This window comes from Christiangramia qingdaonensis (assembly GCF_048381525.1).
Taxonomy (GTDB): Bacteria; Bacteroidota; Bacteroidia; order Flavobacteriales; family Flavobacteriaceae; genus Christiangramia.
On the sequence record NZ_JBLWIM010000015.1, the window covers coordinates 52,793 to 77,493 of the forward strand.

Here is a 24,701-nt window from a genome sequence, read left to right on the forward strand (position 1 = left end):
GAATGAAGAAGGCTCTTATTGTTACCTATTATTGGCCACCTGCCGGTGGACCGGGAGTTCAACGCTGGTTGAAATTCGTAACTTACTTAAGAGATTTTAGTATTGAACCTGTAGTATATATTCCAGAAAATCCAAATTATCCTCTTTTAGATAAAAGTTTGGTTGCAGAAATTCCAACGGGAATTAGAGTTTTAAAGCAACCAATATTTGAACCATACAAATTTGCAGAGATTTTTTCCAGAGGTGATTCTAAAACTATAAGTTCTGGAATTATAGCCAAAGAGCAGGAGCAAAGTGCCATTCAGAAGTTAATGTTATTTGTTCGGGGAAACTTTTTTATCCCAGACGCCAGAAAATTCTGGGTCAAACCTTCGGTGAATTATTTAAAGTCTGTGTTGGAGAAAGAGATGTTTGATGTTCTTATTACAACCGGACCTCCGCATAGTCTGCATTTGATTGGTCTTGAGCTTCAGAAAAATTTAAACATAAAGTGGATAGCAGATTTTAGAGATCCCTGGACAGAGATTGGTTATCACAAGAAACTTAAACTCACTAGGTCTAGTAGACAAAAGCATCAAAGCCTTGAGTCTGAAGTGCTCAGTAAAGCTGATCATATCATCACTACAAGCTATACTACCAAAGCTGAATTTGAATCTAAAACTACCAGACCTATTCGCGTAATTACGAATGGTTTCGATAAACTTCAGGAGGAGTCAATCACTTCAGAGGATTTTGAGATTTCACATATTGGTTCTTTGCTATCAGGTAGAAGTCCTGATATTTTATGGAAGGCTATCGCAGAGATCTTAGAGGATGACCCAACCTTCAGGAATAAATTAAAAATTCGTTTAGCAGGAAAAATAAGTTCCGAAGTAAAGGAAAGTATCGAAGAGCTGGGACTTCAGAAGTATCTTCAAATTGAAGGTTATGTTAGTCATAAAGAAGCTCTGGAATTACAAAATAGAGCTTCAATTCTACTACTTCTGGAAATTAACAGTTTAGAAACCAGGGGAATTATACCAGGGAAAATCTTCGAATATTTTGCTGCGAAAAGACCAATTCTGGCTATAGGTCCCGAAAACTGGGAGGCAGGTAAAATGGTTCTGGATACACAAAGCGGCACTTACTTGTTATTTGGTGATAAGGAAAAAGTCAAATCCTGGATTAAGGATCAGTTTTATCAAAAAGAATCACAGGGAACTAAGCGAATGAATAGTGATATTTCACAATATCATCGTAAAGAACTTACAGGTGAACTGGCAGATTTAATTAATAAGATCTAATGGGAATAATTATTAATCAGTCCATCAAAAATATGGTGACTACCTACCTGGGTTTTGCCATTGGAGCTGTTAATACCTTGTTTCTATTCACCTATTTTCTTACTAAAGAATATTATGGATTGGTAAGTTTTCTCCTTTCTGCAGCAAATCTTATCTGGCCGTTTTTGGTTTTTGGGGTGCACAGTACGCTAATCAAATTCTTTACTTCTTACAAAACACGAAAAGAACAGGATCGCTTACTTACACTAATGTTGATTCTACCGGCACTGGCGGCTTTACTACTGGGATTAGTCGGTGTAATATTTTATTCGGAATTGCTGGAATATTTTAAGGGTGAGAATGAGCTCGTCCAGCCCTATATCTGGTTGATTTTCCTGATCGCTTTTGCAACCGCTTATTTTGAAGTATTTTTTGCCTGGTCTAAGATCTACTATAAAAGTAGCTTTGGTAATTTTATGAAAGAGGTCTTTCATAGGTTTTGCATTAGTGTTCTCCTGCTTATGGTTTATAAGAACTGGATCAGCGTTTCTGCTTTTATCTATGCTATATCCGGCGTTTTCGTATTTAGGATGATTGTAATGGCGTTATATGCTTTTTCCTTACATCCACCAAGAATTAGCCTGCAAGCTCCTGAAAACCTATCCAGATTACTCAAGTATTCCGCTTTAATACTTATTGCAGCCTCTGTTGCTACCGTGTTGCTGGATCTTGATAAAGTGATGATAGAATACTATATGCCTATCGAGAATGTTGCTATCTACGGAATTGCAGTCTATATCGCAACTGTGATTTCTGTACCCCAAAAGGCAATGCATCAGATCACACATCCATTGACCGCCGAAATGCTGAACACTAAAGATAAGTCAGGACTGAAAAACCTATACCAGAAAAGTTCTCTAAACCTTCTAATAATTAGCGCGTTGATCTTCATCTGGATAATTACGAATGTAGAAGCCTTATATGAACTTATTCCGCAGCAATATCAAATTTCAGTAGTTGTAGTAATTCTGATTTCAATCGTTAAACTTTACGATAACCTGCTGGGGAATAACAATAGTATTTTATTCAATTCAGATTATTATAGAATTGTTCTTGGTATTGGTGTCATCCTCGTACTGCTAGCGTTTATCCTGAACTATTTCCTTATACCAAAATTCGGACTCGAGGGTGCTGCTATTGCAAGTTTTCTTGCTTTCTTTATTTACAATACTTCGAAAATATTCCTGGTTTATATCAAGTTCAGGATTCAGCCTTTTTCGAAGTCTACCTGGTTGATGTTATTGTTAACTCTTGTCTTAACGGCTGGCTTTTATTATATCGATATCTCGACGCTACCAATTCTGAATATATGTTTGAAGGTTTTAATTTCCGGAATTATCTATGGACTAATCATCTATTTCTCCAAGGTTTCTTCGGAAATAAATAAGATGATCGACAAGGTTCTGAAATTGTCATAAACGAGAAAACCCCATCCGCAAGGCAGCATCAGGGGTTTTCTAACTAACCAACCAAAAAATTAAATTATGAACTTGTCATCTATTATATATTATTCATATTTCGTGCCGAACTTCTACTTCTTGAAGAATTATTTTTTCTTTCATTCACAGAAGACTTAGACCTGCTCGAAGATCTTGCTCTGGTCGACTCAGACTTCTGTCTGGTTGGACGTTGAGCTCTTGCATTCCTTTCAACAGAACGAGTTTTATTTTGAACTTTAGGAGTCCTTTCAGTGTTTCGTACTGATGTAGAACGATTGGTTTTCTGAACTCTGTTTTTAGCAGACCTTGTATCTAATCGAGAGTTTCTATCTATCGTCCTGGAACTAGTTTTTCGATTATCTGAAGATATACGCCCTTTAGAATTTGTACTTCTTTCAGATCTCGCTCCGTAATCCTTAGACCTATTATTCTTAATAGGAGAACGTTCAGCAGTGCTTATTCTATTGCTTCTTGAAATATTTGATCGATTCTCATAAGCTTTGGATCTTGCAGCTTGTTGTCTGTTACGAACTAATTGATCGCTTTTACTGGTACGACCACGATATTGAGTAAGATCACGTTTCTGTTTTACCTGCTTTCCGTAGTGATATTGCGCAACACGCTGGGAAGGTCTATAAAAATTTCTTTTCTGCTTATGTGTGCTGTAATAGTTGTTATAAATCGTTGTATACTGGTTGTAGCTTACACGATGTGGCTGATAATAAGCTCTGTACGGCTGATTAAATACAATACTAACATTTACCGATGGGCGACGATAGTATGAATGCCATGGTCTGCGAACATAATGGCGGTTGTAACTGTTTATATAGCCTGTTCGTTGAATTACTCTGCCAAGATTGTTATAATGTAATCTTAAGGATCCAACACTAGCAAGCATTCCATAACTATTATAATTCATTACAATATTTCCAGCCTGGATGATTCTACCATAATAATCGTAGTAAACCGGAACACTTTCGATCTGGATTACAGCTCCATAATCATCATATTGAATAAATGGTTCATAGTTGTAACCAGAATTATAGCTAATGTTTACGTTGGGTGTAGAGATTCTTACAGCATTTCCTCTTCGGAAATCGGGATTATAGAAGAAATCGAACTCTCCATTAGGATATACCGCAAATTCAACACCGCCTTCAACAAAAATAAAAGAGTCATTGAAAAGATTAGAGTAGGTAGTAGTTTTGGATATTTCAGAATGCGGATTTTCAGCGCTAACTGACCATCCTACAAAAAGGCAAACGATAAATAAGGTCAGATTTCTCATAGTAGTAGTATTTAAATTAAGAACATTTCTTAACTAAATACAAAGCTCATGCCAAAACCTGAAAATACTGCATACGACGTATTTATCAGGCCCCAGAATAGAGTTTAATCTACTAAAAATCAATTTATTATATTAATTCAACTTTTCTGAAAGGTAGGGTGCGGTAACCGATCTTTTATTTTTAGCAACTTCCTCCGGAGTTCCTGTGGTAATTAAATAACCACCGTTTTCACCACCTTCCACTCCCAGGTCAATCACATGATCTGCACATTTTACAAGATCCATATTGTGTTCAATAACTACTACCGAATGCCCTTTAGATATCAGAGCATTGAAAGATTTCAATAATTTCTTTATATCGTGAAAATGCAAGCCGGTGGTTGGTTCGTCAAAAATGAAGAGAGCTTTGGTTTTGGTAGTTCCTTTAACCAGGAACGAGGCCAGTTTGATACGCTGAGCTTCACCACCTGATAGAGTAGAAGAACTTTGGCCCAGTTGCACATATCCTAAACCTACGTCCTTTAAAGGCTTCAGCTTTTTAACGATCTTATCCTGATCATGATCTTCAAAAAATGCGGTTGCATCATCGATAGTCATATTTAAAACATCATCAATATTCTTATCGTAAAAGCTTACTTCAAGCACATCTTTTTTGAAACGCTTACCATTGCAGGTTTCACACTCGAGATGAACATCTGCCATAAATTGCATTTCAATAGTAACTTCGCCTTCCCCTTTACAGGTTTCACATCTACCACCGTCTACATTAAAAGAGAAATGCTTCGGCTGAAAACCACGTAATTTCGCAAGTCTCTGGGAAGAGAAAAGATTCCGAATATCATCGTAAGCCTTTATATAAGTTACCGGGTTCGATCTTGATGATCTACCAATTGGATTTTGATCTACAAACTCAACACTGCCAAGGTTTTTAAAATTGCCCTCTATTCCTGAAAATTGTCCTGCTTTCTCTCCGTAGCCGCCTAATTCTTTCTGAATGGCTGGGTAAAAGATCTTTTTGACCAATGTGCTTTTTCCACTTCCCGATACTCCGGTGATCGCAGTAAAAACTCCTAATGGAATTTCGACATCTATATTCTTCAGGTTGTTCTCTCGTGCTCCCAGTATTTTGATGAAATTCTTAGAAGTTCTTCGCTTTTCAGGGACTTCAATATTTTTCTTACCGTTAAGATATTCCGCAGTAAGAGAATTAGATTTGAGAATTTGTTTAAGATTACCCGTAGCAACCACGTGACCACCATTAGTTCCAGCTTCCGGTCCAATATCGATAATCGCATCTGCAGCATTCATAATTTCCTCATCATGTTCCACCACAATGACCGTATTGCCAAGATCTCGTAAATGCTTTAAAACACCAATTAATTTCTCTGTATCCTTAGGATGTAATCCAATAGAAGGTTCATCCAGGATGTACATGGAACCAACAAGGCTGCTCCCAAGAGAGGTGGCAAGATTGATCCTCTGAGATTCCCCGCCAGAAAGTGTATTGGATTTACGATTTAAAGTTAAATAATCCAGACCTACATTGGAAAGGAATTGAAGTCGGTTTCTTATCTCCTGCAGCAATCTCTTCGCAATTTTCTCTTCGTATTCATCCAGAGTTATATCATCAAAGAATGCTCGGACTTTATCCAGAGGTTTTTCTACCAGATCGGTGATATTGAGTCCGTTTATTTTTACATTGTGTGCTTCCTTTCTAAGTCGTTTTCCTTTACAAACTGAGCACCTGGTTTTACCGCGATATCTTGAAAGCATCACCCGATTCTGAATCTTGTATGCCTTACTTTCCAGAAACTCAAAAAACTGGTTTAATCCTTCGAAATACTGATTTCCATTCCAAACGAGCTCCTTCTGTTCATCACTCAATTCAAAATACGGTTTGTGTATAGGGAAATCAAATTTATGCGAATTCTTGATCAATTGATCCTTATACCAGCTCATACTATCGCCTCGCCATGGAAAGATCGCATTTTCGTAAATGGATAAACCTGTGTTAGGAATCACAAGTTCCTCATCAATTCCTATAACATCGCCATAACCTTCACACTTGGGACAGGCTCCATAGGGATTATTAAAGCTGAATAAATGAACGTTTGGTTCCAGAAAATTGATTCCATCCAGTTCGAATTTGTTACTGAAGTGTCTCGAGCTGTTATCTGATAAGTTTTCAATGAATAATTCGCCTTTACCTTCGAAAAAAGCTGCTTCAACCGCATCTGCCAGTCGGTTGAAAAAGTCTTCTTCATCCTTTGTAATAATTCGGTCTACTACTAGAAAAGTATCTTCAACTTTTGCTTTTGATAGATCAGTTTCATCGATACGCACTACTGAATCACCTAGTTTTATCCTGCTATAACCCTGCTGAGCCAGTACTTTTATTTTGTTCTCCAGTGTACGACCTTCTTCCAGATGAATAGGGGAGAGAAGAAGCAATTTTTCGCGTTCAGGAAAGGCTTTTACATAATTGATAACGTCTGTAACAGTATCCTTTTTAACCTCGTTACCAGAAACGGGAGAATAGGTTCTACCAATTCTGGCAAATAATAATTTTAGATAGTCATAGATTTCCGTAGAAGTACCAACGGTAGACCTTGGGTTAGTAGAATTGACTTTTTGTTCAATGGCAATTGCCGGGGCTATACCTTTAATATAATCTACTTTTGGCTTATTTAACCTGCCAAGAAACTGCCGCGCATAGGAACTAAGACTTTCAACATAGCGCCGTTGACCTTCTGCATAAAGAGTATCAAATGCAAGACTGGACTTTCCTGAACCCGATAGTCCTGTGATAACCACGAGTTTGTTTCTGGGAATTATGGCATTTATGTTCTTAAGGTTGTGCAGCTTTGCACCTTTAATAATGATATTTTTCTTAGGATCAACATTGGCTATATCTACGGTCATTCTCTCTGGGATAAGGTCGCAAAGTTACTCATTATCAAGCGGAGAAGAAAGCCGGGAAAAGCCTATAGTATTGTTAAAATATTAAGCTTTTGTTTGCATTTCTCAAATTTTAGTTGCTATATTTGGTGCATAACCAAAATTCATAGGCCTATAAAGCACAGTTACTTTTAAACTCTAAATAACCTAACCTCAGGATCTGTTCCTGAAATTTAAAGTAACTGGTATGAATAACACTAAGGTCACCGATGCCTCACTTGTACGTGATTATCTGGAAGGAAACGAGAATGCGCTAGGAACACTTATTAGCCGTCACCAACAAAGAATTTATAGTTTTATTTACTCAAAGGTCTACGACAAAGATATTTCTGAAGATATTTTTCAGGATACTTTCATTAAAGTGATTCGTACTCTTAAGAGAGGTAAATACAATGAGGAAGGTAAATTTCTCCCGTGGGTAATGAGAATCGCTCATAATCTTGTTATTGATCATTTCCGAAGAAATAAAAGAATGCCTAAATTCGATAATAGTGGGGATTTCAATATTTTCTCTGTACTAAGCGATGGTGATCTAAATGCAGAGACCCAGATCATTAAAGATCAAATCGAATCAGACGTTCAGGAACTTATTAAAGAGCTTCCGGAAGATCAATTGGAGGTTCTTACTATGAGGATCTATAAAGACATGAGTTTTAAAGAGATTTCAGATCGAACAGGAGTTAGTATTAATACCGCTTTAGGTAGAATGCGATACGCTTTGATCAATCTTAGAAAAATCATTGAAAAACGAAATTTGATCTTAACAAACTAATTTCGCAATATTATGAAGTAAATGCCGTTAATTTATAAATACCAAAAAATAACGGCACATGGGGAAACTCTACTTTAAAAAATCTTCGAAAGAAGAAAAAAATGTTCAATCACGTCCAGCAAAGGAAACGATTGAGTTTTTGCTCAGTTATTCCAAAGCCCTGAACGTTGTGGAATATCAGAACATGAAGTTTGAAACACTTTTGAACTAAACAAAAACCTGTCATTATTGGCAGGTTTTATTTTTTTATCTTCTTATTATATTCGGCAATTACACTTTTTCTGCCAATAGTTTTAGTAATGATATCCTTATCCAGATTCCAGGCGCGTGCCGGAGAGTACTGTCTCCCATACCAGATAATTTGCAAATGAAGTCGGTTCCATAGATCCTCCGGAAAGAGTCTTTTAGCATCCTTCTCTGTTTGCACCACGTTTTTTCCGTTCGTAAGATTCCAGCGATACATAAGTCTGTGAATATGCGTGTCAACAGGAAAAGCAGGAATATTAAACGCCTGTGCCACTACTACGCTGGCAGTTTTATGACCTACCGCTGGCAGTTCTTCAAGAGCTTCAATGCTTTTCGGCACCTCTCCATTATACTTGTCCAGTAGAATCTGGGAGAGCCCATGTATACCTTTGGACTTCATCGGAGAAAGCCCAACAGGCCTGATAATATCGCGAATCTCCTCTACGCTCAATTTCACCATTTTTTCAGGAGTATCTGCAATCTCAAATAGTATCGGAGTGATTTGATTGACTTTCACATCGGTACTTTGAGCAGAAAGCAACACAGCGATTAACAAAGTATATGGATCTTTATGATCTAAGGGTATAGGAATTTCGGGATAAATTTCATTTAAAGTATCAATTACAAACTGAACCTTTTCCTTTTTGGTCATAAAGCTTTATTTTTAAGCAAAAGTAAGAATTATGACAACATTAAAGGAAGGGGATAAGGCTCCCGATTTTAAAGCTGAAGATCAGGACGGAAATACCATCACATTAAACGATTATAAAGGAAAAAAGCTGGTTCTATTTTTCTACCCGAAAGCGAGTACGCCTGGTTGTACTGCGGAAGCTTGTAATTTGAGTGATAATTATGAAGCGATGAGTGCGAAAGGTTATGATATACTAGGGGTTAGCGCCGACTCAAAAAAAAGACAGCAAAACTTTAGAAATAAGTATGATTTTAAATATCCATTACTTGCAGATGAGGACAAGGAAGTAATCGAAGCCTACGGAGTTTGGGGACCCAAGAAATTTATGGGCAAAGAATACGAAGGCATTCACCGAACCACTTTTATTATTGATGAAAATGGAATGATCGAAGAAGTAATTCAGAAAGTCAAAACCAAGGCTCATGCCGAGCAGATCATGGAATAATTTAGAGGAGATAGCGGTCGATTTATTCGGCCGTTCTTATTTTTAATTTCTGAATCGTAGCAATACTATCGCAATTCTGTATTCTGAATTCTAATTCTTCAGATTGACGTGTTCCAATAACAAAATAGATATTGCAGGGTTTCGCATCAGTATCACTTAAGTTAAAATCAACGTCTCCATTTTCAAGCACTTCGGAAATATAGGAGGTGTCAATTTCACGATCCGTGAAAAAGCTCAATGATTCTTCGGACCACTTTCTCTCTTTGATCTTAATATTTTTCAACACACGGGCATTAGGAGAGTAATCGCAGGAAGCTTTTTTACCACCTAAAAAAAATATTAATAATACAATTCCGAAGAATAGTCCGACACCAAAATAACCAAAGCGATGTATAAGTTTCATTAATTAGAAAATCAGGAGATTTATATCACGGTAAGAAAGATTGAACCATTCTGCTATCGATTTGTTGGTCAAAATTCCGTGGTAAAAATACAAACCATTCCGTAAACCGCGATCAAATCTTAGAGTATTTTCCAGGCCACCTTCTTCACCAATATGCAACAAATACGGGGTGAAAATATTACTTATAGATAGAGAACTCGTTCTGGCGTATCTGGAAGGAATATTTGGAACGCAATAATGAATGACATTATGCTTTTTAAAAATAGGTTCATCATGGCTCGTGATCTCGCTGGTTTCCACACAACCTCCCATATCTATGCTTACATCAATGATCACAGCGCCTCTTTTCATACTCTGCACCATGTTTTCGGTAATGAGCACGGGACTTCGATCCTTTCCACGAACAGCACCAATCACAACATCTGCACGTTTTAGCGCTTTTGATAAATTTTTAGGCTGAATGGTACTGGTGTAAAACGTATTGGTAAGATTCGCCTGAATATTACGCAGTTTCGTAAGGGAAGAATCGAATACTTTGACACTTGCTCCCAGACCAATAGCCGACCTGGTAGCGAATTCACCTACAGTACCTGCCCCGATAATAACCACTTCAACTGGTGGTACACCGCTAATATTACCAAACATAAGTCCATTTCCATCGGCATGATTACTCATGATCTCTGAAGCTATAAGTACAGAAGCAGTTCCTGCAATTTCGCTCAAGGCACGCACAATAGGATAGGAACCATCATCATCCCGGATAAATTCAAATCCAAGGGCGGTAATTCTTTTCTCTGCAAGCTTCTGAAAATACTCTTTACACTGAGTTTTAATTTGTAGCGCAGAAATTATGGTTGTTTGCGGATTGATATTTTCCAGTTCCTCCAGGGATGGCGGTTCGATTTTCAAAATGGTGGGGCAGGAGAATACCTTTCGGGTATCTTTGGTAATTTCTGCTCCGGCGTCTGAATAATCTTTGTCGCTAAAGCGTGCCCATTTCCCAGCACCGGATTCTATCATTACTCGATGCCCATGTGCGGTGATGGCTGCAACAGCATCAGGACTTAAACAAATCCTTTTTTCCTGGTAAGCGGTTTCTTTGGGTATTCCTATGAATAATTCACCCTTTTTTTTGTAGATCTCAAGAGTTTCTTCCTGCGGAATTAGTTGTTCTTTAGTAAAAGGTGAAACCTGCTGTTTGCCCATAGTTATTGGTTAAAGCAGTTAAATTACAACTTAATATGGAATTGAAAAATATAAACTAAAGTTTACGGTAGTAGTCTTCAACAAGTACATTAGAATGTTCGATTCCGTCATCATCTTCCTGGAACTCTCTTAGATCTTTTCGATCCTTATCAGAAATATTTGAGAATACAGATACCTCGGTTTCATCTAGTTCTGAGAGATCAAATCCATAAATGCGATCAAAAATTTTAATACGGATCAAATACACTATGGACAATATTAATATAAAAAATGGAGCTAAATAGAAAAGATCATTAGCATCCATTATAAAAGTTTCCAGATAAACATCGTCATACACCGTACCTATCAATTGAAAAGCATACATCGCAGCCGGTACTAAAATAACATGATACCACCAGTGCTTGCAAGTAAAAAACCATATCAAGAGTAGAAAAAGAGGTACAAATTTACCCAAGTAAGTCCAAGCCGCAGTAAGAACATCCTCATAATACATACTCTCATATGTAAAAAAAGAAGTTTCCCAAACGCGAGCGCTTGGGAAAATTTCATATAAATAGAATAAATAAGGTGAAAACGCGATAAGAATCGCGATTATACTACCCGTGAGTAGGAACCCTGATGAGCCTTTTGTCAACGGCTTGCTTTTGAATTTCATCCTTATTGGTATCATTATCTGAAGTTGAAGTTACAAAAAAACTTGCTCCAAAAATTGCTGCTGCGAAAAGTACTGCTTTAAGTTTCATAATATTAGATTTTAATATGGTTGTTTCGTTTTGTTCTGAGACAAACATAGAACAACTTAAAATCCTGTGGGTTAAAACATTAATCGTACCTTTGCGCCCTTTTTCAAGGTATAAAACACCCGAAAAATCGCATAAAAAACTTTAAATATGTTAGTTTAAATCTGTTTATAAATCGTTTAACGAATATAAATTAATAAATCAGGTTTATAAAATATCTGCAAAAGTAATAATATTCTTACAAATAATTTTCAGCGTTAATTTTCCGAAATTTTGATTTCGTTAACTTAACTTTAACATTCTAGAATTCTCTGAAACTACCTGTAGATGCACTTTTTGATGATCATCACTAAGTAGTTTCCCTACTTTTTGTGGCCATTCAATCAAATTCCATGCTCCAGAATCCAGGTAATCTTCAAATCCAATATCTAATGCTTCAATATCTGATTCGATTCTATAAAAATCGAAATGATATACAGCACCCTGATCTGACTCGTAATGGTTAACTAAGGAAAACGTTGGACTGGAAACGGCGTCTTTAACGCCTAATGCTTTAGATAACTCTTTAATTAGAGTCGTCTTGCCTGCACCCATCTCGCCGTAGAAGAGTAGTGTTTTACTCTTTGTATTACGTAGAATGTAATCTACTGCTTGATCCAGTTCGTGAAGTTCGTAGGTTAACTCCATAAATTCAATATGTCAGATTTGGGATGATAAAGATATATAAAAAAAGGATATACTGCTGTATGTTTTTGATAATCAATTAAGTACATTCTTATGTTATGTATTTCAACGTGTAAAAACGTCGTTTATCGATTATTTTGGGTTCAGGACTACAAATGGGATTACAACTTCTTCTAAGGAAATACCGCCATGCTGATATGTATTTCTATAATAACTTACGTAGTGATTAAAATTATTAGGATATGCAAAAAATAAATCCTCCTTAGCGAAAATATAAGAACTGCTCATATTGATCGTCGGCAGATGTACCGATTTCGGATTCTCTATAGCGAAAACTTCTTTCTTCTCGTAAGTCAGACTTCTGCCTGTTTTGTATCTCAAATTTAAACTTGTATTCTTATCACCAATGACCTTTGAAGGGTTCTTTACATTGATAGTTCCATGATCTGTTGTAATGATCAATTTAAAGCCTTGTTGCTGTGCTTTTTGTATGATATCAAGTAATGGTGAATTTTTAAACCAGCTCTGCGTTAGGCTCCGATAAGATTTATCATTTGATGCCAGCTCTTTTATTACTTCCATCTCAGTCTTAGAGTGAGAGAGCATGTCTACAAAATTGTAGACGACTACCGTAAGATCGTTGAATTTCTGACTCTTAAAATTATCTGCTAGCTTTCTTCCCGCCTTTAAACTTGTGATTTTATGATATTCGTACCTCAGGTCTTTTCCCAATCTTTTGAGCTGTTCCCTGAGAAAATCAGATTCGTGTAGATTTTTACCTCCTTCTTCGGTATCGTTCTTCCAGTATTCTGGAAAAAGCTTTTCCATTTCACTTGGCATCATTCCAGAGAAGATCGCATTTCGAGCATATTGTGTTGCAGTTGGCAAAATACTGAAGTAAGCATCTTCTTTCTCTTTCTTATAATGCGTCGTTATAATTGGTTCCAGTGATTTCCATTGGTCATATCTTAAATTATCCACTACAACCAGCAACGTTGGTTCTCCAGATTTGATTTCTGGCAGAATCTTTTTCTTAAATAAAGTATGTGACATCACCGGAGGCTCACCACCTTGCTGAAACCAATCCTCGTAATTCTTAGATATGAATTTGAAGAACTGATTATTTGCCTCCTGTTTCTGAGATTCCAGAATTTCAAACATACCAGAATCTTCAATTTCTTCCAACTGGATTTCCCAGTAGATCAATTTCTGATATAACGATACCCATTCTTCATAGGAATTCACCTGAGACAATTCCATAGCAATTTTCCGGAACTCCTGCTGGTAGTTGGAAGTTGTCTTTTCAGAGACGAGTCGGGAATGGTCCAGGTTTTTCTTAAGGCTCAATAGTATCTGGTTTGGATTTACCGGTTTGATAAGGTAATCGGCGATCTTAGATCCAATCGCTTCCTCCATAATATACTCTTCCTCACTTTTTGTAATCATGACTACCGGAACCGTTTCGCGACGCTCTTTAATTTCAGCAAGGGTTTCCAGACCAGTAAGACCCGGCATATTCTCGTCCAGGAATATGATGTCAAAATTTTCTTCTTCGATAAGTTCAAGCGCTTCAGTTCCACTTTTACAGGTTTGCACCTCGTAGTTTTTCTTCTGAAGAAATAATATATGTGGTTTTAGAAGGTCAATTTCATCATCGACCCATAATATCTTTATCGTCATAATTATGATTATTTATGGCTTCCGAAGAGAACCATTATAATTGAAATAGAACTTATTACCGGGGCTAAGTTCATATATGTATCTTTGTTTTGAACATTAGATCATAAAAGCTTGGCTTCACAAACTAAACTCAAAATATTAAACGATCCAATTTACGGTTTTATTACCATTCCTAATGAACGGATCTTTAAGATTATCGAGCATCCTTACTTCCAGAGGTTACGTAGAATTTCCCAAATGGGTTTATCCTATCTGGTCTATCCAGGGGCACATCATACAAGGTTTCATCATGCTCTTGGTTGTGTACATTTAATGCTGAAAGCAGTTAGGATACTCAGGATTAAAGGGGTGGAGATTTCAGAAGAGGAAGAAGAAGCATTACTTATAGCAATTTTGATGCATGATATTGGTCACGGTCCTTTTAGTCATGCGATGGAACACAGCCTGGTGGAAGGAGTAGATCATGAGACCATTTCATTGCTTTTCATGGAGCAAATGAATATTGAATTTAACCAAAGTTTAACTCTGGCAATTCAGATCTTCAAAGGAAGTTACGATCGCAAATTTATGAACCAGTTAATTAGTAGTCAGATGGATATGGATCGTCTGGATTATCTAAAACGCGATAGTTTTTATACCGGTGCTGTAGAAGGTAATATCAATAGTGAACGCCTTATTACCATGCTGAATGTGGTGAATGATGAACTGGTGGTTGAAGAGAAAGGTATATATTCTGTAGAGAAATTTTTGATAGGTAGACGCTTAATGTACTGGCAGGTTTATTTACATAAAACCAGTCTGGTGGCAGAGCAATTGCTAATACGGGTATTAAAGCGGGCCAAGGAATTGATTGGTGAGGGTCATCAATTACATGCCAGTGGTAGTCTATTGTATTTTCTTCAGAATAAAGTAGAAAGACATAATTTTGATCAGCATACCCTTGAGATGTTTTCGAGGCTTGATGATAATGATGTGATCTCTGCAATGAAGGAATGGATGTATTCAGATGATTTTGTACTCAGTAATTTGTGCGAAATGATTATTAACAGGAAACTTCTGAAGAGTAAAATCAAGAAGAAACGACCTTCCCAGGAAAAGCTGGATCAACGTAAAAAAGCTCTTCAGAAGAAATATAATATTTCAGAAAAAGAAGCATCCTACTTTGTATTCGAGGGAGAAATCGCAAATCTTGCCTATAAACGAGAAAAGGATAATATCAATATTTTACATAAAAATGGTAAAATATGTGACGTAGTAAAGGTTTCAGACCAGTTTAATCTCAAAGCTCTTACAAATACTGTGACCAAATACTATATGTGTTATCCAAAAGTTAAAGATTAGTTCATTTTTTTTACTTTTGCCAGAATGAAATTTAAAGCAAAACAAATTGCCGAGATATTGGAAGGTAAGGTGGAGGGAAATCCTGAAGCCGAAGTTTCTGAACTTGCTAAAATAGAAGAGGGGAGTGAAGGCTCACTAACCTTTCTAAGTAATCCTAAATATAACAGCTTTTTATATACCACGAATGCGAGCGTTACGATCGTTAACGAAAACTTCGAGGTTGAGCAACCGGTAAATACTACATTGATAAAAGTAAAGGATGCCTACAAGGCTTTTTCAACCTTACTTGAATATTATAACCAGATCAAGTTAAATAAGTCAGGAATTGAGAATCCTAGTTTTATTGCTGAATCTGCTACTCATGGTGACGGACTGTACCTGGGTGCTTTTGCATATATAGGAGAACAGGTGAAACTGGGCGAAAATGTAAAGATTTATCCGAATGCTTATATAGGTGATAACGTGCAGATAGGAGATAACACGACTATTTTTGCCGGAGTGAAGATCTATTCTGAAAGTATTATAGGAAATGATGTAACCATTCATAGTGGCGCGGTAGTGGGTGCTGATGGTTTTGGATTTAGTCCGGGAGAAACTGGTGCTTACAGTAAGGTTCCGCAGATAGGGAATGTTATTATTGAGGATCATGTGGACATTGGTGCAGGAACGACTATAGATCGTGCAACCTTAGGTTCTACGATTATTAAAAAAGGTGTGAAACTGGATAATCATATACAAATCGCACATAATGTAGAAATAGGAGAGAATACTGCTATTGCTGCACAAACTGGTGTTGCCGGATCTACAAAGATTGGAAAGAACTGTCTTATTGGAGGACAGGTAGGAATCGCCGGGCATCTAACGATTGGAGACCGTGTGAAAATACAGGCCCAATCTGGTATTGGTAGAGATATTAAGGATGATGAAATGCTTCAGGGGTCGCCAGCATTTGGTTATGGTGATTATAATAAGTCCTACATACATTTCAAAAACCTACCGAAAACAATGAAATTAATTCACCAACTGGAAAAAAAGATTAATAATGGCTAATAAGGTTTCAAAACAAAGAACCATAAGGGAAGAGATTTCTCTTGAAGGCGTTGGCCTGCATACTGGAAAAGAAGTAACGCTAACTTTTAAACCAGCACCTGTAAATACAGGCTATGTTTTTAGAAGAACAGATCTTGAAGGATCTCCTGAAGTAGAGGCAGATGTCAACTACGTTGTGAATACCCAACGTGGAACTAACCTCGATAAGAAGGGTGTTACGATCCAGACTTCGGAACATGTACTTGCTGCCTGTGTAGGTCTTGAAATAGATAACTTATACATTGAACTTAATGCTCCGGAACCACCAATTATGGACGGTTCTTCCAAATTTTTCGTAGAAGCTCTTGAGAAAGCTGGTACTGAAGAACAGGAAGAAGACAGAGATGAATTCGTGGTGACCGATATTATTTGTTATCGTGATGACACCGGATCTGAAATCATCCTTATGCCTGCAGATGAATATCAGGTAACGACCATGGTAGATTTTGGAACCAAAGTACTGGGTACTCAGAATGCTTCAATAGAACATATTTCAGAATTTAAGACTGAAATTGCCGATTCCAGAACATTTAGCTTTCTGCATGAAATTGAAACTTTGCTGGAACATGGACTTATTAAAGGTGGCGATCTAAACAATGCGATCGTATACGTAGATAAAGAGATTAGTGAAGATACTCTTCAGAAGTTAAGAGTAGCTTTCGACAGAGATGATATTTCAGTAAAACCTAACGGGATTCTGGACAACTTAACATTACATCACCCTAACGAAGCAGCAAGACACAAACTGCTGGATGTTATTGGGGATGTGGCTTTAGCAGGTACAAGGATTAGAGGTAAAATCATTGCTACTAAACCTGGTCATTATATTAATACAGAATTTGCTAAAAAATTAGCGAAGGTTATCAAGGCTGAAAAACGGAACAATGTACCAAAGATCGATCTCTCACAACCGCCACTAATGGATGTGAATGATATCATGAATACGTTGCCGCATAGATCTCCGTTTCTTTTAGTAGACAAGATCTATGAGCTTACAGATACTCACGTAATCGGGATGAAGAATGTGACCATGAACGAACCATTCTTTGTTGGTCACTTTCCTGGGAAACCAGTCATGCCTGGTGTTTTACAGGTAGAAGCCATGGCTCAAACGGGTGGAATTTTGGCTTTAAAGTCGGTTCCGGATCCCGAAAACTATCTAACCTTCTTTATGAAGATCGATAACGTGAAGTTTAAAAGACAGGTAGTGCCTGGGGATACTCTAATTTTTAAGCTGGAGTTGCTGGCTCCTATACGTCGTGGAATTTGCCAGATGCAGGGCTATGCCTATGTAAACGGACAATTAGCGACGGAAGCCATCCTAATGGCACAAATTGTAAAATCAAAATAAAAACTATGAACCAACCTTTAGCATATGTGCATCCGGGAGCAAAGATCGCCAAGAATGTGGTGATCGAGCCTTTCGCGACCATACATAATAATGTAGTGATTGGAGAAGGTACCTGGATTGGTTCCAATGTTAGCATCATGGAAGGTGCACGTATTGGTAAGAATTGTAGTATTTTTCCAGGCGCAGTTATTTCTGCGGTGCCTCAGGACAAGAAATTTAATGACGAAGATACGCTAACTGTAATAGGAGATAATACTACCATTCGGGAATGTGTCACCATAAATAGAGGAACTACAGATAGAATGAAGACGGTAATTGGGAACAATTGCTGGATCATGGCCTATTGCCACGTTGCTCATGATTGTATTGTAGGGGATAATTGTATCTTTTCAAATAACAGTACCCTTGCAGGTCATATAAACGTTGGGGATCATGTGGTTCTCGCAGGAATGGCGGCAATTCAGCAGTTTTGCAGCATTGGAAAACATGCATTTGTTACCGGTGGATCTATGGTTAGAAAAGATGTCCCGCCATTCGTAAAAGCGGGTAGAGAACCTCTAAGTTATGTAGGAATTAATTCTATCGGACTTAGAAGAAGAGGTTTTTCTACGGAAAAGATCCGGGAAATTCAGGATATTTATAGAATATTATACCAGAAGAACTACAATAATTCCCAGGCGGTCGCAATCATTGAAGCTGAAATGCAGGCAACTGCAGAGCGGGACGAAATATTAGAATTTATTAAAAACTCACAAAGGGGTATCATGAAAGGATACTTCAGTTCAAACTAAAAACTTATGGCTAGTACCAGTGATATCAGAAACGGTTTATGTATTCGTTACAACCACGATATTTATAAGATCATTGAATTTCTACATGTAAAACCAGGAAAAGGTCCTGCTTTCGTAAGAACCAAGCTGAAAAGCGTTACTACAGGAAAAGTTCTTGATAATACATTTTCTGCAGGGCATAAGATCGAAGATATTCGAGTTGAAACTCATAAATATCAGTTCTTATACGAAGATGGCGAATTCTGGCACTTCATGAACGTTGAAGATTACACACAAATTCGACTTACAGAAAATGCTCTGGATATGCCAAAGCTTTTGAAGGAAGGTGAAGTGGTAACTATTCTTATCAATACCGAGGATAATATGCCACTTTCAGTAGAAATGCCCGGAAGTGTAGTATTAGAAGTTACGCATACAGAACCTGGTTTGAAAGGAAATACCGCTACAAATGCTACAAAACCAGCAACTGTAGAAACTGGTTATGAAGTGAATGTTCCTCTTTTTATCAACGAAGGTGATAAGATCAAGATCGAAACCGAAAAAGGTACTTACAAAGAGAGAATTAAGGAATAATCTATGAAATTCCCTCAAGAACATAAACTTTCTCAGATAGCAGATCTTATAGATTGTTCCTATGTAGGGGAAGCAGATTTTCCTGTGCTGGGTATGAATGAAATTCACGTAGTAAATCCGGGAGATATCGTTTTTGTAGATCATCCTAAATATTACGATAAAGCACTGAACTCTGCAGCGACTGTTATTCTAATTAATAAAAAAGTGGACTGTCCTGAAGGCAAAGCTTTACTTGTTTCTGAAGATCCTTTCCGCGATTTCAATAAGCTTACACGCTATTTTAAACCATTTGAAAAACTGAATGCTACTATCGCAGAATCTGCAAAGATAGGTGAAGGATCTGTCGTGCAACCAAATGCCGTTATTGGAAATAATGTAACTATTGGTAAGAATTGTCTTATCCACGCAAATGTTACCATTGGTGATAATTGTGTAATTGGGGATCATGTGATTATCCATAGTGGAACGGTACTGGGCGGTGATGCTTTTTATTATAAAAAGAGACCAGAAGGATTCGATAAATTACTTTCCGGTGGTAGAGTAGTAGTGCAGGACCGTGTGGAGATAGGAACAAATTGTTCGATAGATCGCGGCGTTACCGGAGATACTACGATTGGTGAAGGTTCCAAGCTTGACAATTTAATTCAGATAGGACATGATACTGTTATCGGAAAAAATTGTTTATTAGCATCTCAAATTGGAATAGCTGGTTGTGTGATTGTAGAAGACGATGTCACTATCTGGGGACAGGTTGGAATTAGAAGTGATGTTCGAATTGCTACCGGAACGGTTCTTATGGCACAATGCGGAGTTTCAAAAGATACAGAACCTGGCACAACCTATTGGGGCACGCCTTTTGGTGAAGTTCGAACAAAACTTAGAGAATATGCGGCGATAAAACAGTTGCCGGAGATTGTCAAAAAATTAAAATAAGATTTATGGATCTAGAGACTAAAGATATTGTAACCAAATTTTATGAATCCAACTTCTATAAAGATGAAGAAGTGTTGAAAGCCTTTCTTCATCCAGATGTTGAATTACGATGGTACGGTACTACAGGATTCAGAAAATTAAATTTGGATGGTATTTCTGAGATTACGAAAGAGATTTCAGAATCATACGAATCATTGCGGGCTGAGACTGAAAAGATCATCTCTAATGGGAATGAAGCTGCAATCCATTTTACCTATTTCGTTAGAACTATAGAAAACCCCGAAGAAGAAATGCCGCTAGCGCATTTTGTCGCTATGTGGGAGCTGAAAGATGGAAAACTATACAAGGGCACCCAAGTTAGTCAGCTAGGTGAAGAGATCGATGATGATCCCTGGTCATAAAACTTTAAACCCTCTGATTTACAGAGGGTTTTTTTATAATTAAACTATTCTATGTTTGTAGAATCAAATAATTATTCTACATTTGTAGAGAATCAATATCTGTTTTATGTTACTTTCTAATGCTGAAGAAGAATTAATGCAATTGCTCTGGAAACAGGAGAAAGCTTTTATGAAAGATCTCATCGAAGCTTATCCCGATCCAAAACCTGCTACGACAACTATTGCAACTTTGCTTAAAAGAATGCAGGATAAAAATTTCGTTGCTTATGAGCAGATAGGCAGGTCCAGAGAATATTATCCAAAAGTGAGCAAGAAAGCTTATTTCTCTAAAAGAATGAATGGGATGATCAAGTCCTTTTTTGATAACTCTGCATCGCAGTTCGCGTCTTTCTTTACTGAAGAAACAGATCTTACTGACGATGAGTTGAAGAAATTAAGAAAACTGATTGATGAGAAATTAAAAAAAGATTGAGATGCGGGAGTATATCTTAAAATCTGCGGGATGTTTGCTGGTTCTTTTTGCCTTCTATAAATTTTTTCTGGAAGCTGAAAAATCCAACAGGCTAAAGCGTTTTTATCTGATCTTCATGCTGTTGTTTTCAGTGATCCTACCATTTATTAGCATTTCTTACGAGGTTGCTGCGAAAGAGTTCGTTGACACTGCGCCGATGATAGTAATACCATCTGAAAACTCATCAGAAAGACAGGGAACAGGTTTTTTAGAACAATATGGGAGTCAGATTTTGCTAGCAATTTACTTGATTGGTTTTATCGCATTTTTACTTCGGTTTTTTTGGAACCTTAATAAAATGCGGTTGACTATAAGAACAGGTCAGCTTAAAAAAGAATTACCGTATATCTATGTACTGCTTGGTAATTCCATCAATCCTTTTAGTTTTCTGCATTATATATTTTTCAGTAGAAAGGAATTTAAGAACGCTCAGATTTCAGAAGCGGTGATAGCACATGAAAAAGCACATGTAGATCAAAAACATTCCTGGGATCTGCTATTTCTTGAATTGGTACATGCGATTTTCTGGTTCAATCCTATATTTATATTTATCAAAAACTCCATCAAATTAAACCATGAGTTTCTAGCAGATGAGCAAGTACTTGCAAAGCATCAAAATCTAAAGGATTATAGTGAACTTCTTTTAGGTTACAGCCGGGGACAGGATCATAATGTTCTGGCAAGTCCCATCAATCATTCATTAATCAAAAAACGAATACTTATGATGACAAAAAATCTTTCAGCCAGAAGGCTGAGTATGAAAATGCTGCTTTTGGCACCTATTCTTGGTGGTTGTATCTATACTTTCAATGAAGAAATTGTAGCGAAGCCAGTGCTATCAATTGATGAAAACTCGGAATTGATCGAGTTTCAGAAGAAAAATTCGGTTTATATCACAGTGAACAATGAAGATATTCTTTTGTATGACAAGCCTGTATCCCTAAATGATTTTGCAGAGGAGTTGGATAAGCTTACTAAGAACTGGAACGACTGGCAGTTGAAAAACCCATATTTTTATGCAGACTTCGCTAATTCAACTACCGGTTTTATTGAAAAACTTAATGCTGAGTATCGTAAAACTGAATTATCCAGAATTTCAGGAACTGAGTTTCTAGCTCCAAGCACTCCAGACACAGCCGCAACGCCACCACCACCTCCGCCACCAGCTGTACGGGCTATAGAAGGCAGAGAATCAGCCTCCAAAAGCTCAAATTCAGATTTTAGGGCACATAGGGACAATCTCTTCAGTATACAAATAACCGGGAAATTGCTTCGAGTTAATGGTGTGAAAACGAGTCCAGATAATTTAAGTGAAAAACTGGATAAACTTTCCGAAGGGAAAACAGACGAGGAGTTAAAAAATTATAATTTTAGAATGCAAGTGATTGACCCTGCGCCTGGGTTTATGGAATCATTGAACAACGAATTTAGAAAAAGCAGAATCTCCAGGGTTAGCGGTCATAATATTCTTCCTCCTCCACCGCCAGTGCATCCTGGTGAAAATCATCATGTTCCAAAGCCACCAAAACCGCCTAAATCAGCAAAACCACAAAAGGCTCCGAAACCACCAAAACCACCCAAGAGTCACAAGGCTGCAAAACCAGGGAAATATGTTACAGTTGAGGAAGAGTTAGTAGCCGCTGAATCCTTAGAGGTCATTTACGCTAAGGAAGAGAACGACATTAAAGATAAGAAGCTAAAGAACAAGTCTAAAATTAAGAATAAGAACAAACAAAAAGCGGTGCCAAATCCTCCAGGACCGCCAGCCGCTCCAGATCCATTAAAGACAATCAAAGAGATCAATGCAGAGGGTGGAAGTTTTTTCTATAACGGCAGAAAGATATCGGCTAAAAAAGCAACTAAGATTATAGAATCAAATAACTATAGGAAGATTGTTGTTAATCAAACAGGAGATTCAAATGGTTTAATGAAGATTATAGGAAGTAGATAATTTTAGAAATCCCGATGCAAACTCATCGGGATTTTTCATTTCAGGTTAATTTTATATCAACTTTAAGGTTTTTTATCGCAATAATCTATAAAATGACTTTAGGTTTTATATTTAAAAACATACTTTTGTGTTCCAAAATTAAAAGACATTTATGAGCGTTTTAGTCAATAAAGATTCTAAAGTAATCGTGCAGGGTTTTACCGGTAGTGAAGGTACTTTCCATGCTGAACAAATGATAGAATACGGTACAAATGTAGTTGGTGGAGTTACTCCTGGTAAAGGAGGACAAAAGCATCTTGACAAGCCAGTTTTTAATACAGTTTCTGAAGCTGTAGAGCAGGTTGGAGCAGATGTTTCTATCATTTTCGTACCACCAGCTTTCGCTGCAGATGCCATTATGGAAGCTGCCGATGCAGGAATTAAAGTGATTATTACTATTACTGAAGGAATACCTGTAGCAGACATGGTAAAGGCTTCAGATTATATTAAAGACCGTGATTGTAGATTAATTGGACCTAACTGTCCAGGTGTGATCACTCCGGGAGAAGCTAAAGTTGGTATCATGCCAGGTTTCGTTTTCAAAAAAGGAAAAGTTGGAATTGTTTCTAAATCTGGTACGCTTACCTATGAAGCTGCAGATCAGGTTGTAAAACAAGGTCTTGGTATCACTACTGCAATTGGTATTGGTGGGGATCCAATAATTGGAACTACTACGAAAGAAGCTGTAGAATTGTTGATGAACGATGATGAAACTGAGTGTATCGTAATGATCGGTGAAATTGGAGGTCAGCTTGAGGCTGATGCTGCACAGTGGGTAAAACAAAACGGTAACAGAAAGCCAGTTGTTGGATTTATCGCTGGAGAAACTGCTCCTGCTGGACGTACAATGGGACATGCTGGTGCGATCGTTGGAGGAAGTGAAGACACTGCTCAGGCTAAAAAGAAAATTTTAAGAGAGAATGGAATCCACGTGGTTGATTCTCCTGCTGAAATAGGGATGAAAGTTGCTGAAGTTCTAAAAGGATAAGCAAACCCTAAATAATTTAAAACCCTTCTTATACTCTAAGAAGGGTTTTTTTATGCAAAGCCTTGGGCTTTTGCTATATTTGGAAAGACAATTAACCAAGATCAAGTTATATGAAATTACTACAAGGAAAGAATGCCATCATCACAGGTGGTAGTAGAGGTATTGGAAAAGGAATCGCTCAGGTTTTTGCCGAGCATGGAGCCAATGTCGCATTCACCTATAATTCTTCGGCACAGTCTGCTGAAGATCTTGCAAAAGAATTAGAAGCTAAAGGTGTAAAAGCTAAAGCCTACCAATCTAATGCTGCCAGTTTCGAAGAAGCACAGAAATTAATCGATGATGTAAATGCTGAATTTGGATCTATAGACATCGTGATCAACAACGCTGGTATTACAAAGGATAACCTTTTAATGCGAATGAGCGAAGCAGATTTTGACAAGGTGATCGAGGTTAACCTGAAGTCTATATTTAATATGACCAAAGCCGTACAAAGAACCATGCTTAAGCAACGTTCTGGTAGTATCATTAATATGAGTTCTGTAGTAGGGGTGACCGGAAATGCCGGACAATCAAACTACGCAGCGTCTAAAGCCGGGATCATTGGATTCTCAAAATCGATGGCTCAGGAACTTGGTTCCAGAAATATTAGAACAAACGTAGTAGCTCCAGGTTTCATCGAAACCGAAATGACCGAAAAGCTTGATGAGAAAACAGTACAGGGCTGGAGAGATTCTATTCCTTTAAAACGTGGTGGAAAGCCTGAAGATATCGCGAATACGTGTGTGTATCTTGGTAGTGATTTGAGTTCTTACGTGACGGGACAGGTGATCCATGTTGATGGCGGAATGCATACTTAATT

The 24,701-nt window shown here is 37.4% G+C and carries 25 protein-coding genes; 16 read left to right on the plus strand and 9 right to left on the minus strand.

What is annotated here, in order from left to right:
* The first annotated feature begins 2 nt into the window (after positions 1–2).
* Positions 3–1,283, plus strand: coding sequence for a glycosyltransferase family 4 protein (locus tag ACNI3T_RS11555; protein WP_418227941.1), 1,281 nt, complete (start codon positions 3–5; stop codon positions 1,281–1,283).
* Entirely contained in the window at positions 1,283–2,740 is a 1,458-nt protein-coding gene (locus ACNI3T_RS11560; RefSeq protein ID WP_418227942.1) for an oligosaccharide flippase family protein, read from the plus strand. The genes ACNI3T_RS11555 and ACNI3T_RS11560 overlap by 1 nt, the downstream gene beginning before the upstream one ends.
* Positions 2,741–2,822: 82 nt before the next feature.
* On the opposite strand, the gene ACNI3T_RS11565 is transcribed toward ACNI3T_RS11560, so the two are convergent.
* Both ACNI3T_RS11565 and uvrA read right to left on the minus strand, forming a co-directional pair.
* Positions 2,823–4,049: a hypothetical protein gene (locus tag ACNI3T_RS11565; protein ID WP_418227943.1), complete on the minus strand. Its 1,227-nt coding sequence runs from the start codon at positions 4,047–4,049 to the stop codon at positions 2,823–2,825.
* Between the two features lie 132 nt (positions 4,050–4,181).
* Positions 4,182–6,971 carry an excinuclease ABC subunit UvrA gene (uvrA, locus tag ACNI3T_RS11570; RefSeq protein WP_418227944.1) on the minus strand — a complete coding sequence of 930 codons (2,790 nt, stop codon included), beginning with the start codon at positions 6,969–6,971 and terminating at the stop codon, positions 4,182–4,184.
* A 223-nt stretch (positions 6,972–7,194) separates the two neighbouring features.
* On the opposite strand from uvrA, the gene ACNI3T_RS11575 reads away from it, so the two are divergent.
* Positions 7,195–7,779, plus strand: coding sequence for an RNA polymerase sigma factor (locus tag ACNI3T_RS11575; protein ID WP_141877630.1), 585 nt, complete (start codon positions 7,195–7,197; stop codon positions 7,777–7,779).
* A 58-nt stretch (positions 7,780–7,837) separates the two neighbouring features.
* Positions 7,838–7,990 carry a hypothetical protein gene (locus tag ACNI3T_RS11580; protein WP_418227945.1) on the plus strand — a complete coding sequence of 51 codons (153 nt, stop codon included), beginning with the start codon at positions 7,838–7,840 and terminating at the stop codon, positions 7,988–7,990.
* A 27-nt stretch (positions 7,991–8,017) separates the two neighbouring features.
* Here the strand turns inward: ACNI3T_RS11580 and ACNI3T_RS11585 are convergent, their stop codons facing one another.
* Positions 8,018–8,677 (minus strand): endonuclease III domain-containing protein, encoded by a 660-nt coding sequence (locus tag ACNI3T_RS11585; RefSeq protein WP_418227946.1) that lies wholly within the window; start codon positions 8,675–8,677, stop codon positions 8,018–8,020.
* A 31-nt stretch (positions 8,678–8,708) separates the two neighbouring features.
* Here ACNI3T_RS11585 and bcp point away from each other — a divergent pair, with 31 nt between their 5' ends.
* Positions 8,709–9,161 (plus strand): thioredoxin-dependent thiol peroxidase, encoded by a 453-nt coding sequence (gene bcp / locus ACNI3T_RS11590; RefSeq protein ID WP_418227947.1) that lies wholly within the window; start codon positions 8,709–8,711, stop codon positions 9,159–9,161.
* A 22-nt stretch (positions 9,162–9,183) separates the two neighbouring features.
* Here the strand turns inward: bcp and ACNI3T_RS11595 are convergent, their stop codons facing one another.
* From ACNI3T_RS11595 to porX, 6 genes are all read right to left on the minus strand, one after another.
* Positions 9,184–9,564, minus strand: coding sequence for a hypothetical protein (locus tag ACNI3T_RS11595; protein WP_418227948.1), 381 nt, complete (start codon positions 9,562–9,564; stop codon positions 9,184–9,186).
* A gap of 3 nt (positions 9,565–9,567) precedes the next feature.
* Complete coding sequence (locus ACNI3T_RS11600; RefSeq protein ID WP_417920897.1) at positions 9,568–10,770, minus strand: alanine dehydrogenase; 1,203 nt, start codon at positions 10,768–10,770, stop codon at positions 9,568–9,570.
* A gap of 55 nt (positions 10,771–10,825) precedes the next feature.
* On the minus strand, positions 10,826–11,134 hold the full coding sequence (locus ACNI3T_RS11605; RefSeq protein WP_418227949.1) for a hypothetical protein: 309 nt from the start codon (positions 11,132–11,134) through the stop codon (positions 10,826–10,828).
* A 232-nt stretch (positions 11,135–11,366) separates the two neighbouring features.
* Positions 11,367–11,513, minus strand: coding sequence for a hypothetical protein (locus ACNI3T_RS11610; RefSeq protein ID WP_418227950.1), 147 nt, complete (start codon positions 11,511–11,513; stop codon positions 11,367–11,369).
* 279 nt (positions 11,514–11,792) lie between these two features.
* Positions 11,793–12,197: a tRNA (adenosine(37)-N6)-threonylcarbamoyltransferase complex ATPase subunit type 1 TsaE gene (gene tsaE, locus ACNI3T_RS11615; protein ID WP_418227951.1), complete on the minus strand. Its 405-nt coding sequence runs from the start codon at positions 12,195–12,197 to the stop codon at positions 11,793–11,795.
* A gap of 129 nt (positions 12,198–12,326) precedes the next feature.
* Positions 12,327–13,877 (minus strand): T9SS response regulator signal transducer PorX, encoded by a 1,551-nt coding sequence (gene porX, locus ACNI3T_RS11620; protein ID WP_418228301.1) that lies wholly within the window; start codon positions 13,875–13,877, stop codon positions 12,327–12,329.
* 108 nt (positions 13,878–13,985) lie between these two features.
* Here porX and ACNI3T_RS11625 point away from each other — a divergent pair, with 108 nt between their 5' ends.
* From ACNI3T_RS11625 to fabG, 11 genes are all read left to right on the plus strand, one after another.
* Positions 13,986–15,215: an HD domain-containing protein gene (locus tag ACNI3T_RS11625; RefSeq protein WP_418227952.1), complete on the plus strand. Its 1,230-nt coding sequence runs from the start codon at positions 13,986–13,988 to the stop codon at positions 15,213–15,215.
* A 24-nt stretch (positions 15,216–15,239) separates the two neighbouring features.
* Positions 15,240–16,265 (plus strand): UDP-3-O-(3-hydroxymyristoyl)glucosamine N-acyltransferase, encoded by a 1,026-nt coding sequence (gene lpxD, locus ACNI3T_RS11630; protein ID WP_141877639.1) that lies wholly within the window; start codon positions 15,240–15,242, stop codon positions 16,263–16,265.
* The gene (locus ACNI3T_RS11635) at positions 16,258–17,655 is read left to right on the plus strand and encodes a bifunctional UDP-3-O-[3-hydroxymyristoyl] N-acetylglucosamine deacetylase/3-hydroxyacyl-ACP dehydratase (RefSeq protein ID WP_418227953.1); all 1,398 of its coding nucleotides are present in this window, start codon (positions 16,258–16,260) and stop codon (positions 17,653–17,655) included. Before lpxD ends, ACNI3T_RS11635 begins: the two co-directional genes overlap by 8 nt.
* Before the next feature lie 5 nt (positions 17,656–17,660).
* Positions 17,661–18,446, plus strand: a complete 786-nt coding sequence (gene lpxA, locus ACNI3T_RS11640) for an acyl-ACP--UDP-N-acetylglucosamine O-acyltransferase (RefSeq protein WP_141877641.1) — start codon at positions 17,661–17,663, stop codon at positions 18,444–18,446.
* Positions 18,447–18,452: 6 nt separating this feature from the next.
* A complete protein-coding gene (gene efp / locus ACNI3T_RS11645; protein WP_298247039.1) occupies positions 18,453–19,019 on the plus strand; it encodes an elongation factor P in 567 nt (188 codons plus the stop codon).
* Between the two features lie 3 nt (positions 19,020–19,022).
* Positions 19,023–19,952, plus strand: a complete 930-nt coding sequence (locus ACNI3T_RS11650) for a UDP-3-O-(3-hydroxymyristoyl)glucosamine N-acyltransferase (protein ID WP_418227954.1) — start codon at positions 19,023–19,025, stop codon at positions 19,950–19,952.
* Positions 19,953–19,957: 5 nt separating this feature from the next.
* The gene (locus ACNI3T_RS11655) at positions 19,958–20,353 is read left to right on the plus strand and encodes a nuclear transport factor 2 family protein (RefSeq protein WP_418227955.1); all 396 of its coding nucleotides are present in this window, start codon (positions 19,958–19,960) and stop codon (positions 20,351–20,353) included.
* A gap of 106 nt (positions 20,354–20,459) precedes the next feature.
* Positions 20,460–20,825, plus strand: coding sequence for a BlaI/MecI/CopY family transcriptional regulator (locus tag ACNI3T_RS11660; RefSeq protein ID WP_418227956.1), 366 nt, complete (start codon positions 20,460–20,462; stop codon positions 20,823–20,825).
* Between the two features lies 1 nt (position 20,826).
* A complete protein-coding gene (locus tag ACNI3T_RS11665; protein WP_418227957.1) occupies positions 20,827–22,815 on the plus strand; it encodes a M56 family metallopeptidase in 1,989 nt (662 codons plus the stop codon).
* Between the two features lie 151 nt (positions 22,816–22,966).
* On the plus strand, positions 22,967–23,842 hold the full coding sequence (gene sucD, locus ACNI3T_RS11670) for a succinate--CoA ligase subunit alpha (protein WP_141877647.1): 876 nt from the start codon (positions 22,967–22,969) through the stop codon (positions 23,840–23,842).
* Positions 23,843–23,952: 110 nt separating this feature from the next.
* Positions 23,953–24,699, plus strand: a complete 747-nt coding sequence (fabG, locus tag ACNI3T_RS11675; RefSeq protein ID WP_026916300.1) for a 3-oxoacyl-[acyl-carrier-protein] reductase — start codon at positions 23,953–23,955, stop codon at positions 24,697–24,699.
* Positions 24,700–24,701: the final 2 nt, after the last annotated feature.